This window comes from Candidatus Sulfotelmatobacter sp., from assembly GCA_036500765.1.
In the GTDB taxonomy this organism is placed as follows: Bacteria; Acidobacteriota; Terriglobia; order Terriglobales; family Acidobacteriaceae; genus Sulfotelmatobacter.
Map to the genome: position 1 here is coordinate 22,747 of DASYBM010000009.1, position 13,417 is coordinate 36,163.

The window sequence follows — 13,417 nt, forward strand, 5'->3', positions numbered from 1 at the left end:
CGGCTTTTGGCCGCTGAGGTGAACAAGAGTTGCGGACGAGAACTCGCTCGCTCGTTTGTGGGGATGACTGGCACAAAGATGCCTAACATCTCCAAATAGAAGTGTAAAGAGACAACGACTGTGAGGGGTCACGGCGACGCCGTGGCCCCTTTTTCCGCTGCTGGGCATACGCTGAATGCAGATGACACGAAAGTCCCTTCCCCGGCTGAAACCGGAGACAAATAAGTCAGAATGAGCCAGGAGGGATATATGGCCCCGCTGGGGTGGTGCCGCGGAGCATAAATTCAGGCTGCGACCGACTCCGCCCTGCGACCGGCCAGGCGCAAGCCGATCCAACAACTCACCGGCCAAGTGAGCAGCCACGACAGCCAATACCAGTGCGGCCAGCCTTTGCTCCAGTTGGGAATAGTCGCTGCGATTCCCATGACTTCTCCGATGACAAAGAACCAGAGCACATGCCGAGCGGCGCGGCGGGGGGCAAAGCGGGCGCAGAGCCAGGCGCAGAGGATCGAAATGACGACGAAGAAACCGGTGCTGGCCATCAGAGCGGAATCGGAGGGAATGCGTCCTCGGACGAAGTCACCGGGAAACAGGCGCGAGAGCAACGGGTCAGTTCCGAGAACAAGAATAATTGAGAGCACGTAACTGCCAGCGACGACGGCTATAGACTTGAGCATCGGCTACACCTCCACGGCGCGAATTCTGCGGCCCAAGTATATGCAAAAACCCGCCAAGTTTGCTCACCGTGCTCTGGCTAATACCAGCGTTACATCATCCGGCTGTTCGTTGTCGCCGATCCAGGTATCGACTGCGGCGGTTACGATCTGGCTGATCTGCGGCAGGGGCAAGTCGCGATTGTCGCGGACCAGGTCGATGAGGCGCTGCTCGCCGAATTCGCCGAAGTCGTTTTCTGGTTCCGTGACGCCATCGCTGTAGGCCAGAAAAATCTCTCGGGGATGCATTTCGACCGATCCCTCTTCGTACGTCATGTTGTCGAACAGGCCCACCACAGTTCCTCCGGCTTCGAGCCGGCGGATCGCGCCATCTTTGGCGATCAGGATAGGAGGAAGGTGCCCGCCGTTGCTGTAGGTCAGCTCGTGCGAGCGCCCATCATAGATTCCCAGGAAAAGCGTGGCGTACTTTTCCGGCGGAGTACTCTCGTAGAGCTGGTGGTTGAGCAAGCTGAGCAAGGCTCCTGGAGAAATCTCGACGCCCTCGGGCCATGCCGCCATCGCACGGCCAGAGCCTGCGACTGCGCCCACGGCTACCGGTTCGCGCAACTGCGGCATGGCTTCCATGCTGTAAGCGCGAACCGCGGAGTGAATGGTCGCCATCAGCAGGGCGGCTGAAATTCCTTTGCCGCTGATGTCGCCAACGGCGAGGATCAGCTTGTGGGAGCTGGCGGTTAGAAAGTCGTAGTAATCTCCGCTGACCGTGCGCGCGGGGCGGCAGAAGCCGTGCACTTCGAGCGACTCGAGTTGTGAAATTTGCCGCGGGAAGAGCTGAGCCTGAACTTCCTGCGCGATCACGAGTTCGTTTTCCAGCCTCTGCTTTTCCTTCTGCTCCAGAATTAGCTTCTCGATAGAAGCTGTCATCGAGTTAAACGACAGCGCCAGATGCGCCAGTTGATCGTCGGACTTGACCGGGATGCGATGGCTGAAGTCGCCGCGGTCGATGTGGGTCGTCGCTTCGTGCAACTGCGCCACGGCCCGCGTGACCGTACGTGTCATGCGGGTGCCAATGATCAGCGCGATCAGCTCGATGATGGCGAAAAATATTCCTACGCCGAGCAGGATGTACATCACGCCGCGAGCAAAGACGCCCAGAGCGGCAAACAGATGGCTATACAGCACCGACAGCCGGGTGCGGACCCGCACGACTGCGCCCGTAGTGCTGGTTCCGGTTTTCCAATCGATCACCGACAGCGATGTTCCGGCGAGGGGGATTTCGCGATCAAACGTGCCCGTCGGGTTGGGCAGCGTGCCGACGCTGAAGATGGGATGAAATAAGTTCTGGTTGTTTGCGACCGATTCATCCTGCGGATTTGAACTGATGACGATAGTTTGACGCTTCGGCGGATTGACTGACAAAGAAGTTTGAGCGCCGGAACTCTTCTGCCCGGAACTATCCTGTCCAGATTTTTCCTGGTTAAGCGTATTACTTTTTTCTGTATCTCTCAGCCAGGACGGAGCCAGGAGCGTGATCTCGCCGAGATCGGACGCGATGTTTCCCACTAGCTCGCGGTCAAACGGTTCGCTGGTAACGACCGTCAGTTGGCTCGATCCGACGGGAAGTGAGGAGATGACGCGCAGGTACAATCGGTTCTGGTCCAGAACCATGTCACGGAACTTGCCTTTGGCGAAGCTGGGGAACGTCAGCTTCTCGCCATTGAATTCATCACAGACTGGCAAGGGTTTGGTCCCATACCAGGCGCAGACAGCGCGACGTCCCCAGGCGGGATCGCGCTTTCTTAGTCCGGACAGAGATTCCGCGGCGGGGTTGGCTCCATGCTCCAATCGTGCCGCCAATTCATTGCTGACCGCGGCATTAGCGGCCTCAAGGCTTCGCAACTGGGAATTGATTTCAGAGGTCACCACGAACACGGCAAACTGTCCCGCCAGCCCGTACAGGCTGACGATTGCCATGGTGACCAGCAGCACCGCAGGAATTACGCCGATGAACACATACGTGACGATCAGGCGGTTGCGCAGCCGCCATAGGATTCTGCGCTTCAACCAGCGAAATGCGAGAACCGAAAACAATACCGTCGCGACGAAGACGAGGAAGCCGACCCATCCACTCAAATGCTCGCCCCATGATCGTGCAAACAATCCCAGGAACTTCTGTAGCGCGTATAGCACAGCGGCCATGCCCGCGAAATAGCAGGCGATTCGCGCCATGCGGCCCTGGGGCCACAGTTCGGCCTGGATCAACCGGCTGCGCAATTCTGGATAAGACCATTGCATGCTGAAAAGTTGGACAGTCCGCAGAGGACTTGGATTATACGGCGATGCCAGTTCGATCCGATCGGTGAATCGGCTTCAAAGGCGCATTGATCCGCGCCATCCCTTCACCGTTCAGACTTTTTGCCGATCATATTTCCGGATAGAGATCGAAAAAAGCTTCCAGGCTGGTGCGCAACTGCTTTTCGATCTCTTCTTTGCTGCCTTCGAGCACGTGCATCGTGACGCGGGCCTCCCGGCCGTTGGTCAGCTTCACGGGAGCCTGCCCCACCTCGGCCACATCCTCAGAGGGCAACAGCCTCATGCCATAAATCAGTGTCAAATTCGCCATAGCTAATTCTAAGTCTTCCTTGCCTGCGAAGAAAAATAGTTCGCAGAGTTTGCGAAGCAGCCGTTCCGCTCAAGATGACAATCGCGACAGAGACATCCAAGCTTTTTCGATGTTTCTCGTTTAGAATTCCGCAGTGCGTAGAACTCTGCTTTCCGTTGCCGGCATCGGGCTTCTTTCCCTGGCTGCGCCGCAGGCTGGCGCGCAGGAGCCCGCTGCCAATCCGCCGGCCGCTCAGAATTCGACTCAGCCGCAGGTGAAAATGAACATGCTGAACGTGTGTACGCCTTCGACCGAGGAGCAAAAAGAAATTGCGGCGGCGCTGGCTCGCGTTCCGAAGCAGCCGTTGTTTGGAATGGACTTCGAGGTTTCTCGGGGACGCTCGACGCTGACCGATATGCCCAGCTTTCTGCCCGCAGGATCGAACGCCCATGTCTCCGGCGATCCATCGGTGGCGAGTTACGTGCGAATCCGGCGCGAGTTTTCGGTGCAGGCGCTTTTTTCCAGCGTGCAATATTCGTTCAGCAACGACGGTCAAACCATGGTGGAGACGCTGGTGCTGCACGTGCGCGATCCCAAGGATCTGATTCAGGTTTCGCTCGAAGACAGCGCCTCGGCGGTGACCAGTTCGGAGGCGATGCTGGCGTCGAATACGCCGGCCACTCGGGTTCGGCTGGAGCGTTTCGGCAAGTCGTCGGTGGCGCTGGCCCGATGCCAGGCCGCCGAGGGAGCTGCGGCGCCCGACCAGAGCGCTTATGAACCCTTGTTCCGCACCGCGTCGGAAGTGCTGGCGAATTATCGCGCGCTGTTGAGGGTGAAAAAAATCGTGCCCGAAGAATTGGCGAACATCAGCGGGGAATCGAAGCCGAAGACAGCTGCTCCGGCAGGCAAAGCGGCGAAACCTGCGCATGACAAGGCCTCGCAACCCAACAAATAATTCGAAGGTTACGGCGCAGCTGTTAACTGGAGCGTCTTGCATCGAAAGCTGGAGTCAACCATCTAATCGGCAACTGCAAAATTCATGAGCGAAACTCGAGACGTAGTCATCATTGGGTCCGGATGCGCCGGACACACTGCCGCACTCTACACCGCGCGCGCCAATCTGAAGCCGCTGGTGGTGGAAGGCCACGAGCCGGGCGGACAACTTGCGTTGACCACGCTGGTGGAGAATTTTCCGGGATTCCCCGACGGCATCCTGGGCCCGCAACTGGTCGAGAACATGCGCAAGCAGGCGGAGCGCTTCGGCGCGGAGTACCGCATGATGCATCTCAGCAGCGTCGACCTTAGCAAGCGGCCATTTCTTCTGCATTTGGGAGTTCATCAAGTGCACGCGCAGACTCTGATTATTGCCAGCGGCGCCTCGGCCCGTTGGTTGGGCTTGCCGCATGAGCAGCAACTGATCGGCCACGGGGTTTCGTCGTGCGCCACCTGCGATGGCTTCTTTTTCATGGGAAAAGAAATCGTGGTCGTCGGCGGCGGAGACTCCGCCATGGAAGAGGCGCTGTTTCTGACTCGCTTCGCCACCAAGGTGACAGTCATCCACCGCCGCGATGCCTTCCGCGCGTCGAAGATCATGCTTGAGCGCGCGCAGCGCCATGACAAAATTAAATTCCTGCTCGATACGGTTGTGGAAGATGTGTACGACGTTCACCACAAGGAAGTCACGGGGTTGAAATTGCGCGACGTGAAGACGGATCGAATCTGGGACTTCCCCACCAGCGCGCTTTTTCTCGGCATCGGCCACGAGCCCAACACGAAGATGTTCGACGGCCAACTCGACACTGACGCCGATGGCTACCTGAAAACTCACAACTACGTCTTCACCCGCGTGCATGGCGTGTACGCATGCGGCGACGTGCAGGATCGACGCTATCGCCAGGCCATCACCGCCGCGGGCAGCGGCTGCATGGCCGCCTTGGAAGTAGAGAAGTTCCTGGAAGAACATGGCAAATAGAGATCCGGAATGATCGCCACCGGAGGACCATTATCCTTATCCTTGACGATCGCCTATGCCGGTCCGTCCTCGCAAACCACCATCGTGTTTTTTTTAGTGGAATGATCGTGGCTTTCAGTTCGTCGTTCACGGCGAATCCGCATCCTGTCAGCCAATCGCGTGAGGGTCTCTAAATCCTCATTTGTGATACAAAATTCTGTGACCTTCATGTACGTAACCAGCCTTTCTTCTCCAATATTTCCGGCCCTGGCAGGTCTCGCATGCTAAGGGCGCTCTTCGTCGGGCTCTCTGAGAATCGTTCTCTGCGCAGTTTTGCCGAGCGTTCTGCGATTGGACGCCGCGTCTCCGGCCGCTTCGTGGCCGGCACCGCAATTGACGACGCCGTGCGCGTCACCCAGGCCGTAAACCGCGGCGGCATGAGCGTCAGCATCGACAACCTGGGCGAGAACACGACAAATCCCGAGGAAGCCCGCGAGAGCGCGCAGCTCTATCACCAGATTCTCGACGCCATCGCGGCCAACCATCTCAATGCCAACATCAGCCTAAAGCTTACCCACATGGGATTGGACGTGGACGAGCAACTGGCGCGCGATCTGGTTGCCGGCCTGGTGGCCAAGGCGGCATCCCTGAACCCACCCGGCTTCGTCCGTGTCGATATGGAGGGTTCGCCCTACACGCAACGCACGCTGGATTTTGTTCACGAACTGCACCGCATGCCGGGAAATCAGAATAGCGTCGGCACCGTGATCCAGTCTTATCTGAAGCGCTCCGAAAGCGATATCGAAAAGCTGCTGGCGGAGGGAATTCGCATCCGCCTGTGCAAGGGAGCTTACAAAGAATCCGCAGACATTGCCTTCGCCAGCAAGGCCGACGTGGACGCGAACTACATCCGTCTGATGAAGATTTTAATGAAGAGCGGCATCTATCACGGGATGGCGACGCACGACGAGAACATGATTCGCGCCGGGCAGGCCTTCGCCACGCAGGAAGAGATTTCGCGCGATGCCTTCGAGTTCCAGATGCTCTATGGCATCCGGCGCGATTTGCAACAGAAGTTAGTACGCGACGGTTGGCGTATGCGGGTGTACGTTCCCTTCGGCACCGAATGGTATCCGTATTTTATGCGCCGGTTGGGCGAGCGTCCGGCCAACGTATTTTTCATCGCGCGCAATCTGCTGCGCTCATAGCCGGGCAGGGCGGTCAGAAGTGCCAGGCGATGGCACGTCCGGGCCAATGGCTTGCCTCACCGGCCTTAGTAGAATCAGGCTATGCATTACACCGCCCCGGCAGAGCTGCTGGACATCTTTTCGGTCTTCGTTGCTCCGGATTTGGAAGATGAAAAGATTGACTTGATTCGGGCTGCGCTGTTGATCGCGCGCGGGGAATATCCCGGTCTCGACATCGAAGTCTACGCCACTCGCATTGAAAAACTGGCTCGTCGCGTCGCGGCTTTGGCTCCCGATCTACGCCCGCCACGCATCCTCGCCGCCCTCCAGCATGTGTTATTCGAAGAGCTGCGGCTGCGTGGCAATCGCGAGGACTATTACGATCCGCGCAACTCTTTCCTGAACGATGTCCTCGACCGCGGCCTGGGAATTCCGATCACGCTGTCGATCGTGTATATGGAAGTGGCGCGTCGCGTCGGGTTGCATCTTTTCGGAGTTGGCCTGCCGGGACATTTCCTGCTCAAGCGCTACAACGAAGATGGCCAGGAGATGCTGATCGATTGTTTCAACCGCGGCGACATTCTCAGCCGCCAGGATTGCCAGGGTCGTCTGGATGAAATCTACTCCGGCGGAATGACGATGCGGCCGGAGTTTCTGCGCCCCATCAGCCGGCGCCAGATTCTGACGCGGATGCTGAATAATCTAAAAACTGTGTATCTCTCCACGCGCAATTTCCGCAAAGCTCTGCCGGTTGCGGACCTTATCCTCCTTATTCACCCTCGATCGCCGGCAGAGGTGAAGCAGCGGGCGTTGTTGCGCTACAGCATGGGACTGCAGGGATTGGCGGTGGACGACCTGGAGGAATATCTGAAGCTTTCACCGCACGCGTCCGATGCCGAGGATGTTCGGCAGATGACGCTGTCGATCCGCCGCGCGCAGGCACTAACGAACTAGAAAGAAAATTTTAGAAGTGAGAAGTGAGAACCGTTTCCTCACCGCGGCGCCGTTTCCGGGCCGTCCGCGGGAGCGAAAGGCAGACGGCTGGCCCCGCGCAACATTTCCCGCTCCCGATCGGAAAACAGTCGCTGGAAACGCTGGGAGTTGATGACCTGCTCGCGCTGCTGCGCAGGCATCGCTGCCAGGTCACGTGCCGCGGCGGTCACCATGCGGCGGCGATCGGGAGGAAGTTGCTGAATTTGCCGCACCTGCTGTCTTTGTTCCGGGCTCAGGTGTTCCCAGGTTTCTTGACGATTGAGCATGCGCAACTGCTGTTGCGGCGGCAGGCTCGAAAAATGTTGCAGGCGCTGGCGCAGCAATTGCTGCCTTTCGGGAGACAACCGGTGGAATGCAGGATCGTTTTGCAAGGCTCGCTCCTGTTCCGCCGGCGGCATGTCTTTATAGCGTCGCAGCCAGTCGCCCCCGTGGCCCTGCACCCGTCCCGGCTGCCGCTGTGCTGCTGCCGGCGGTAACACATGTCTCTGCTGATGGAACGCGCCCTTCAGCGCCAGGCAGGGACGAGGAATGGCGAGAGCCACCGCCAGACCGGCCGCTGCCAGCCAACCCATTCTGTATTTTCCGCGCTTCATTTGCTCCGTCAGCGTTCCTCTCTGCTGCGCCACTCATTCGTTCATTCCAGCCCCCGAGTCGGTTACGGGTTCGCTACCGCATCGGGCTGCACATCCAGGTCATCCAGTACTTCGAAGTTGGAATACAAATCGTGATTCTGTTCCATGTCTTGCAAATCACTCACGGCGGTGCCGCGCTCTGCGGGCAAGGAACTCTCCGTAGGCCCAAGCCCGTAGATTCCGCTGCGCGCGAAGTACAGCCCAATGCCTACTCCCATAACTACGGTCAGCGCGGCCGCCAGCACCGGACGCCGGAACCACTGTAACCATCCGGCATGGGGCTCGGCCATTTCTTCCCGCAGACGGGCTTGCAGACGGGTGTCGAAATAAGCCGACGGCTCCGGCGTCTGCCAGTCATCGAGCAGCGCCATGGTGGCCCGCATGGCTTTCAATTCCTCCGCGCACGCAGCGCAACTGTCCAGATGCCGGCCCTCGTCCACGGTGGGTTCGCCGAACCCAGCCGCCACGTCGGGCATTCGTTCACGAATCTCATCGCATTTCATAACTGCTTCCCCTTAACTCGCTTCGCTCTTCGCCTTCTGCCTGTCGCTCACAAAAACAATGTACTTGCTTAAACGAATTCTTTTAACTGTTCCCGCAAAGTCTCGTATGCTCGAAAGAGCAGCGACTTCGTCGCCGACTCGCTCTTCTTCAACACATCGGCAATCTGCTTGTAATCCATCTGCTGATACTTGTGCATGATCACCGCTAGTCTCTGTTGCTCGGGCAGGGCCTCTACTTTACTTCGGATCGCCAGCATCCGCTCGCGGCGTACCATGGCTTGCTCGGCCGTCAAATGCCCGTCTGGCAGTTCGAGCGTGGCGCCGGTATCGTCGTCCGGTTCGTCCAGGCTAACCTGAACCTCGGGCCGCTCGTGCCGCGTATCGCGCGCGTGGTTGACCGCCAGATTGGTCGCAATGCGATAAAGCCAGGTCGTAAATTTCGCGTTGGCCTCATAGCTGGCGCGCGAGCGATACACGCGCAAGAAAACCTCCTGCGCCAGATCTTCGGCCGCCGCCGAGTTACGCGCCATCCGGTACATAAAACTCACCATCGGCCGACGATACTTCTGCACCAGATAATCGAAGGCCGACTGATCGCCCGCCTTGGCCCGCAGCATGATTTCGGCGTCGGAGGGCGATTCCGCGCCAGCCACGGCCGAGAATGCAGCCGACGACGCCGTCGCAGCAGAGATCAGCATGCCCCGGTCAAGTGCGGCGGTGCTCACACCAGTGTCAACCCCGTTGCGGCCCGAAAGTTGCGTCTCAGGTGGGATTGGAGAATGGGCAGAAGTCCCTGTAGAGGAAGGAGATACGAGTGCCCGCGGAGGTTTTGACTCAAGCGCCATGCAAAAGCGAAGGTTGCGAAGGCGTTCCTCGCCACCGCAACCCTAGGCTACCACGCAAGGCCATAGCGCCGAAACTCGGAACGCGACCTCCGCCCCTCCGCAATTTGCATAATCCGCGCGCAAATGTTTGAATGAAATGACTCTCGCAGGGCGCTTAACTCAGCGGTAGAGTGCCATCTTCACACGGTGGAAGTCATAGGTTCGAATCCTATAGCGCCCACCATCTTTTTCCGCAGTCGTCGAGTCCGGCGGTCGAGGCCATCCAACTTTCGGCTCTTCTGATCATCCCCGGATTAAAACTTCAATCAACCCCAAAGCGACGCCCCATCGCAATCTGGACTCAACTCTTAATAGTGCCTTGAGCAGGAGGATTCGTGACGGCCGCGAGTCGAATCTAAAATTGGGAAGCGTAGCTCCGCTGACTGGCCCTTCGATGCGTGGGACTTTCAATATGTGCTATGTTTCAGAAAAGAGGGCCCGTAGCTCAAACGGATAGAGCATCGGATTTCTAATCCGGCGGTTGCAGGTTCGAATCCTGCCGGGCCTACCATATTTTTCATACCTGACGAATCCGCCGGGCGATCGCCAGGCTTAGTCGACTCTTTGATCGCCGCGTGTTCTAAACCTTCGGCCCGCGGTGTTCGCACGTGGCAGTATTCAGGCACGAATCGGCCAGGCGCAGCCGCTCGACCGGCTTGCCGCCGAGAATGTGCGAATCGATAATTTCTTCGACGTCGGCTTCGGTGACGTGTCCATACCAGACAGCGTCTGGGTAAACGACGATGTTGGGGCCGTGCTCGCACTGATCGAGGCAGCCGGACTGGTTCGCACGCACTTTGCCCTTCAGACCGCGTTCAGCCAGCTTTTGTTTGAAGACCTTCTGAAGCCTGGCCTCGGCGGTGGGATCGCAGCAACCGCGGGGATGGCCCGCGGGACGCTGGTTTCCGCAAACGAAGATGTGTTTTTCGAACTTTGCCATGGGTTATCGAGAAGGCACAGGCGGTTGCGATGGCGGGATAGCCGTGTCGCAATGGAATTTTTCGCGCAGGGCGTCAAAGTGAAATACTTTTTCCATGAAACATCTCCCCGACGAAGCAGACTCTGACTGTCATCTTACCTGAGAAGCGAAGTTCTTCCCCAAGCGTACGCCGCCGCGTTGCTATTCTCCATCTCAACACGATAAGATAATCCGTACACATCTTCTCCGCTCTTATCCCTAGAATTTTTGGTGCAGCATTCCCCGCGGGCAAGGAGTGTGCGACCCCGGGCGCAGCGCAGGTATCCCTGCGCTTGAAATCTCGCTGACGGAGCTGGAATTGAAAAAAGGCAAGACTGCCGTGATCGTAGGCGCCCAATGGGGCGATGAGGGCAAAGGGAAGATTGTCGACGTATTGTCGGAGAACTTCTCCGTCGTCGCCCGCTATGCCGGGGGACACAATGCCGGCCACACCGTCATCATCAATGGCAAGAAGTTCATTCTTCAGCTCGTGCCGTGCGGCGTGCTCCGGCCCGGCTGTCGCAGCGTAATCGGCAATGGCGTCGTGCTCGATCCCTTGGCGTTCCTGAAAGAGGCGGGCGCGCTGCGGGAGGCCGGTGTGGCAATCGATGGCCATCTTTTCGTTTCCAACCGCGCTCACGTGATTTTGCCCTACCACCGCATGATCGAACTGGCGGCGGAGAATGCGCCAGGACGCGTCAAAATTGGCACCACTTCGCGCGGCATCGGCCCCGCCTACGAAGACAAAATGGGTCGCCGCGGACTGCGCGTCGCCGATCTGCTCGACTTCCAATTGCTGAAAAAACACATCGAAGCTGCGGTGCGCGAGAAAAATATGATCGCGCACGCGCTCTTCAACACCGAACCGCTCGATGCCGACAAGATGTACACCGAATACGCGCAGGCAGCCGAGAAGATCGCACCTTTTGTTTGCGACACCGCAGTCCTGTTGAACCAGGCGCTGAATAGCGGCGAATCGATTCTTTTTGAAGGCGCGCAGGGCACCATGCTCGACATCGATCACGGAACTTATCCTTTTGTCACATCTTCGAGCGCGACTTCCGGCGGCGCGGTGATTGGCACGGGCGTTGCGCCCAACGCCATCAATTCCGTGATCGGCATCACAAAAGCCTATTGCACTCGCGTGGGCGAGGGACCGTTCCCCACTGAGGACAGCAGCGACGCCGGGAATGAACTGCGCAAGCGCGGTAACGAATATGGCGCGGTGACTGGACGCCCGCGACGTACGGGATGGCTCGACCTGCCACTTCTGCGCTATTCGGGCATGATCAACGGCACCTCATGGCTGGTCGTGACCAAGCTTGACGTCCTCGATCACCTCGCGGAGATTCCGGTGTGCATCGGTTACAAAATCGATGGCAAACCCACTGCCGAAATTCCCGCGCAGGCCAGCGGCTACGAGAAAATCGAATGCGTTTACCGGAAGCTGCCGGGTTGGCAGACTGCAACCGAAGGCATCACCGACTATGAAACGTTGCCCAAGGCAGCGCGGGAATATCTGGCATTCGTCGAGAAGGAAGCGGGAGCGAAGGTCGGCATGATCTCCACCGGTCCCGATCGCGGCCATACGATTTTGCTGGATGAGTTCGTTACGGAGTTGAAGACCGCCGCAAAGAAAGCCTAGAATGTGCTCCCCAGCTGACCCGCGAGCGGGGAAGGAGCGAAACGATGGTGGTGTTGGCTGTTACGTGGATGGCGAAGGTTGGGCACGAGGCCGAAGTTGCCGCGATCTTTGAGAAGCTGACCGAACAATCCCGCAAGGAACCGGGAGTCCTCATGTTCCAGGCGCACCGGCACAAGACCGAACCGCGCCGCTACTTCGTGTACGAGCAATATAAAGATGACGCCGCGCTCGAAGCCCATCGCACCACGCCGCATTTCCTACAGTATGCGAAGAAAGACCTGCCCAAGGTTGGCGATCGCGTGGAAGGGCATTTGTATGAGCCGTTGGGATGATTGTGGGCGCGGGCGCTCCCGCCTGCGTTGGCTGCCCGCGAGGCAAGCCGACTCGAACGCCTATTTCGCTTTATCAATCATCAGTTCCCCGCCGCTTGCGTAACTCTCTTTTGAAACTTCGTTGAACGCCACGATAATCCCCTCGCGGCGCGCGCCCGCTTCTTCCACCAGAGCGTCGGTGATGCGCTTCGCGATCTTACGCTTCTGATCGGCGGTTCGGCCTTGCAGCATTGTTACTTGAACCATCGGCATAAGAAACTCCACAAATTCACTCTGGGCTCGGCAGCGAGGGCAAGATGCCCTCGCGACAGCCGCCGAGACGGCGGCGCTACTGGGTCAATTCGTATCCCGCAAAGAAAAAGCTCAGTTCAAACCGCGCTGTATCTTCGCCGTCCGATCCGTGAATCGCGTTGTGCTCAATGTTGGTCGCCCACTTCTTGCGGATGGTGCCTTCCTCGGCCTGGGCCGGGTTGGTCGCGCCCATCAGTTTGCGCAGATCGGCAATAGCATTTTCTTTTTCCAGAGCAAGCACAACGATCGGTCCGCTCGACATGAAATCGGTCAGCGTGCCGAAGAAGGGCCGGCTGGCATGCACGGCATAAAACTGCTCGGCCTGATGCTTGGAAATTTCCAGCATCTTCATGGCGAGGATGCGGAAGCCATTTTTCTCAAACTGCTCAATAATGTCGCCGACCGCATGCTTGCGTACGGCGTCGGGTTTAACGATAGTGAAAGTGCGTTGCAGAGTTTTCATAAGTCGGTCGTTGGTCCTTGAATGATATTGTCTGTAATCGAGGATCAGGCGCGCGAAACAAATTCCAGGTCTTCGTACTCTCCGATCTGGTCGCTCGGAATGAAAGTCCTGCCAGATACTAGAGGGTCGAGAATGCCAATCCCACCCCCATCTTCCCTGATGTACCAAACAATTTCCGGGTCGACGTCATTCGGATCCCAGGCCACAAGCTCAATCTCCGCCGCATTTCCATGGAAACGCACATGGTCGCCTTTCTTAATCTCTTCGCCCGATCGGTATCTCGGAGGCTGAGCAGACATAAAGGG

At 58.1% G+C, this 13,417-nt stretch carries 16 protein-coding genes and 2 tRNA genes; 8 read left to right on the top strand and 10 right to left on the bottom strand.

Going from position 1 to position 13,417, the window contains the following annotated elements; genetic code table 11:
- Positions 1-284: 284 nt before the first annotated feature.
- From VGM18_12300 to VGM18_12310, 3 genes are all read right to left on the bottom strand, one after another.
- On the bottom strand, positions 285-677 hold the full coding sequence (locus VGM18_12300) for a hypothetical protein (GenBank protein ID HEY3973780.1): 393 nt from the start codon (positions 675-677) through the stop codon (positions 285-287).
- A 63-nt stretch (positions 678-740) separates the two neighbouring features.
- The gene (locus tag VGM18_12305; protein ID HEY3973781.1) at positions 741-2,966 is read right to left on the bottom strand and encodes a SpoIIE family protein phosphatase; all 2,226 of its coding nucleotides are present in this window, start codon (positions 2,964-2,966) and stop codon (positions 741-743) included.
- A 127-nt stretch (positions 2,967-3,093) separates the two neighbouring features.
- The gene (locus VGM18_12310) at positions 3,094-3,294 is read right to left on the bottom strand and encodes an allantoinase (protein HEY3973782.1); all 201 of its coding nucleotides are present in this window, start codon (positions 3,292-3,294) and stop codon (positions 3,094-3,096) included.
- A 133-nt stretch (positions 3,295-3,427) separates the two neighbouring features.
- Between VGM18_12310 and VGM18_12315 the strand changes: the two genes are divergently transcribed.
- The 4 genes from VGM18_12315 to VGM18_12330 all read left to right on the top strand — a co-directional run bounded on the left by VGM18_12315 (position 3,428) and on the right by VGM18_12330 (position 7,365).
- The gene (locus VGM18_12315) at positions 3,428-4,228 is read left to right on the top strand and encodes a hypothetical protein (GenBank protein ID HEY3973783.1); all 801 of its coding nucleotides are present in this window, start codon (positions 3,428-3,430) and stop codon (positions 4,226-4,228) included.
- Between the two features lie 84 nt (positions 4,229-4,312).
- A complete protein-coding gene (gene trxB, locus VGM18_12320; protein ID HEY3973784.1) occupies positions 4,313-5,245 on the top strand; it encodes a thioredoxin-disulfide reductase in 933 nt (310 codons plus the stop codon).
- 260 nt (positions 5,246-5,505) lie between these two features.
- Positions 5,506-6,432 (top strand): proline dehydrogenase family protein, encoded by a 927-nt coding sequence (locus tag VGM18_12325; protein HEY3973785.1) that lies wholly within the window; start codon positions 5,506-5,508, stop codon positions 6,430-6,432.
- 81 nt (positions 6,433-6,513) lie between these two features.
- On the top strand, positions 6,514-7,365 hold the full coding sequence (locus VGM18_12330) for a transglutaminase-like domain-containing protein (GenBank protein HEY3973786.1): 852 nt from the start codon (positions 6,514-6,516) through the stop codon (positions 7,363-7,365).
- A gap of 38 nt (positions 7,366-7,403) precedes the next feature.
- Here VGM18_12330 and VGM18_12335 read toward each other — a convergent pair whose 3' ends face one another.
- The 3 genes from VGM18_12335 to VGM18_12345 form a co-directional block, all read right to left on the bottom strand.
- On the bottom strand, positions 7,404-8,030 hold the full coding sequence (locus tag VGM18_12335) for a DUF3106 domain-containing protein (GenBank protein HEY3973787.1): 627 nt from the start codon (positions 8,028-8,030) through the stop codon (positions 7,404-7,406).
- A gap of 29 nt (positions 8,031-8,059) precedes the next feature.
- Positions 8,060-8,539, bottom strand: a complete 480-nt coding sequence (locus VGM18_12340; protein HEY3973788.1) for a hypothetical protein — start codon at positions 8,537-8,539, stop codon at positions 8,060-8,062.
- 68 nt (positions 8,540-8,607) lie between these two features.
- The gene (locus VGM18_12345; GenBank protein ID HEY3973789.1) at positions 8,608-9,264 is read right to left on the bottom strand and encodes a sigma-70 family RNA polymerase sigma factor; all 657 of its coding nucleotides are present in this window, start codon (positions 9,262-9,264) and stop codon (positions 8,608-8,610) included.
- 268 nt (positions 9,265-9,532) lie between these two features.
- On the opposite strand from VGM18_12345, the gene VGM18_12350 reads away from it, so the two are divergent.
- A tRNA-Val gene (locus tag VGM18_12350) sits at positions 9,533-9,607 on the top strand.
- A gap of 250 nt (positions 9,608-9,857) precedes the next feature.
- Positions 9,858-9,934 (top strand) — tRNA-Arg (locus VGM18_12355).
- Between the two features lie 69 nt (positions 9,935-10,003).
- Here the strand turns inward: VGM18_12355 and VGM18_12360 are convergent.
- Positions 10,004-10,363, bottom strand: a complete 360-nt coding sequence (locus tag VGM18_12360) for a (2Fe-2S) ferredoxin domain-containing protein (protein HEY3973790.1) — start codon at positions 10,361-10,363, stop codon at positions 10,004-10,006.
- 337 nt (positions 10,364-10,700) lie between these two features.
- Here VGM18_12360 and VGM18_12365 point away from each other — a divergent pair, with 337 nt between their 5' ends.
- Positions 10,701-12,026, top strand: coding sequence for an adenylosuccinate synthase (locus VGM18_12365; protein ID HEY3973791.1), 1,326 nt, complete (start codon positions 10,701-10,703; stop codon positions 12,024-12,026).
- A gap of 44 nt (positions 12,027-12,070) precedes the next feature.
- Positions 12,071-12,358: a putative quinol monooxygenase gene (locus VGM18_12370; GenBank protein HEY3973792.1), complete on the top strand. Its 288-nt coding sequence runs from the start codon at positions 12,071-12,073 to the stop codon at positions 12,356-12,358.
- Positions 12,359-12,418: 60 nt separating this feature from the next.
- Here the strand turns inward: VGM18_12370 and VGM18_12375 are convergent, their stop codons facing one another.
- From VGM18_12375 to VGM18_12385, 3 genes are all read right to left on the bottom strand, one after another.
- Positions 12,419-12,610: a 2-hydroxymuconate tautomerase gene (locus tag VGM18_12375; protein HEY3973793.1), complete on the bottom strand. Its 192-nt coding sequence runs from the start codon at positions 12,608-12,610 to the stop codon at positions 12,419-12,421.
- 76 nt (positions 12,611-12,686) lie between these two features.
- Positions 12,687-13,112 (bottom strand): nucleoside-diphosphate kinase, encoded by a 426-nt coding sequence (ndk, locus tag VGM18_12380; protein ID HEY3973794.1) that lies wholly within the window; start codon positions 13,110-13,112, stop codon positions 12,687-12,689.
- Between the two features lie 44 nt (positions 13,113-13,156).
- Positions 13,157-13,411: a hypothetical protein gene (locus tag VGM18_12385; protein HEY3973795.1), complete on the bottom strand. Its 255-nt coding sequence runs from the start codon at positions 13,409-13,411 to the stop codon at positions 13,157-13,159.
- Between the last annotated feature and the right edge of the window lie 6 nt (positions 13,412-13,417).

Bases quoted from the DNA above. Each gene is read 5' to 3' on its own strand.
- VGM18_12300 (HEY3973780.1), bottom strand. From the start codon at position 677: ATGCTCAAGTCTATAGCCGTCGTCGCTGGCAGTTACGTGCTCTCAATT.
- VGM18_12305 (HEY3973781.1), bottom strand. From the start codon at position 2,966: ATGCAATGGTCTTATCCAGAATTGCGCAGCCGGTTGATCCAGGCCGAA.
- VGM18_12310 (HEY3973782.1), bottom strand. From the start codon at position 3,294: ATGGCGAATTTGACACTGATTTATGGCATGAGGCTGTTGCCCTCTGAG.
- trxB (HEY3973784.1), top strand. From the start codon at position 4,313: ATGAGCGAAACTCGAGACGTAGTCATCATTGGGTCCGGATGCGCCGGA.
- VGM18_12325 (HEY3973785.1), top strand. From the start codon at position 5,506: ATGCTAAGGGCGCTCTTCGTCGGGCTCTCTGAGAATCGTTCTCTGCGC.
- VGM18_12330 (HEY3973786.1), top strand. From the start codon at position 6,514: ATGCATTACACCGCCCCGGCAGAGCTGCTGGACATCTTTTCGGTCTTC.
- VGM18_12340 (HEY3973788.1), bottom strand. From the start codon at position 8,539: ATGAAATGCGATGAGATTCGTGAACGAATGCCCGACGTGGCGGCTGGG.
- VGM18_12360 (HEY3973790.1), bottom strand. From the start codon at position 10,363: ATGGCAAAGTTCGAAAAACACATCTTCGTTTGCGGAAACCAGCGTCCC.
- VGM18_12370 (HEY3973792.1), top strand. From the start codon at position 12,071: ATGGTGGTGTTGGCTGTTACGTGGATGGCGAAGGTTGGGCACGAGGCC.
- VGM18_12375 (HEY3973793.1), bottom strand. From the start codon at position 12,610: ATGCCGATGGTTCAAGTAACAATGCTGCAAGGCCGAACCGCCGATCAG.
- ndk (HEY3973794.1), bottom strand. From the start codon at position 13,112: ATGAAAACTCTGCAACGCACTTTCACTATCGTTAAACCCGACGCCGTA.
- VGM18_12385 (HEY3973795.1), bottom strand. From the start codon at position 13,411: ATGTCTGCTCAGCCTCCGAGATACCGATCGGGCGAAGAGATTAAGAAA.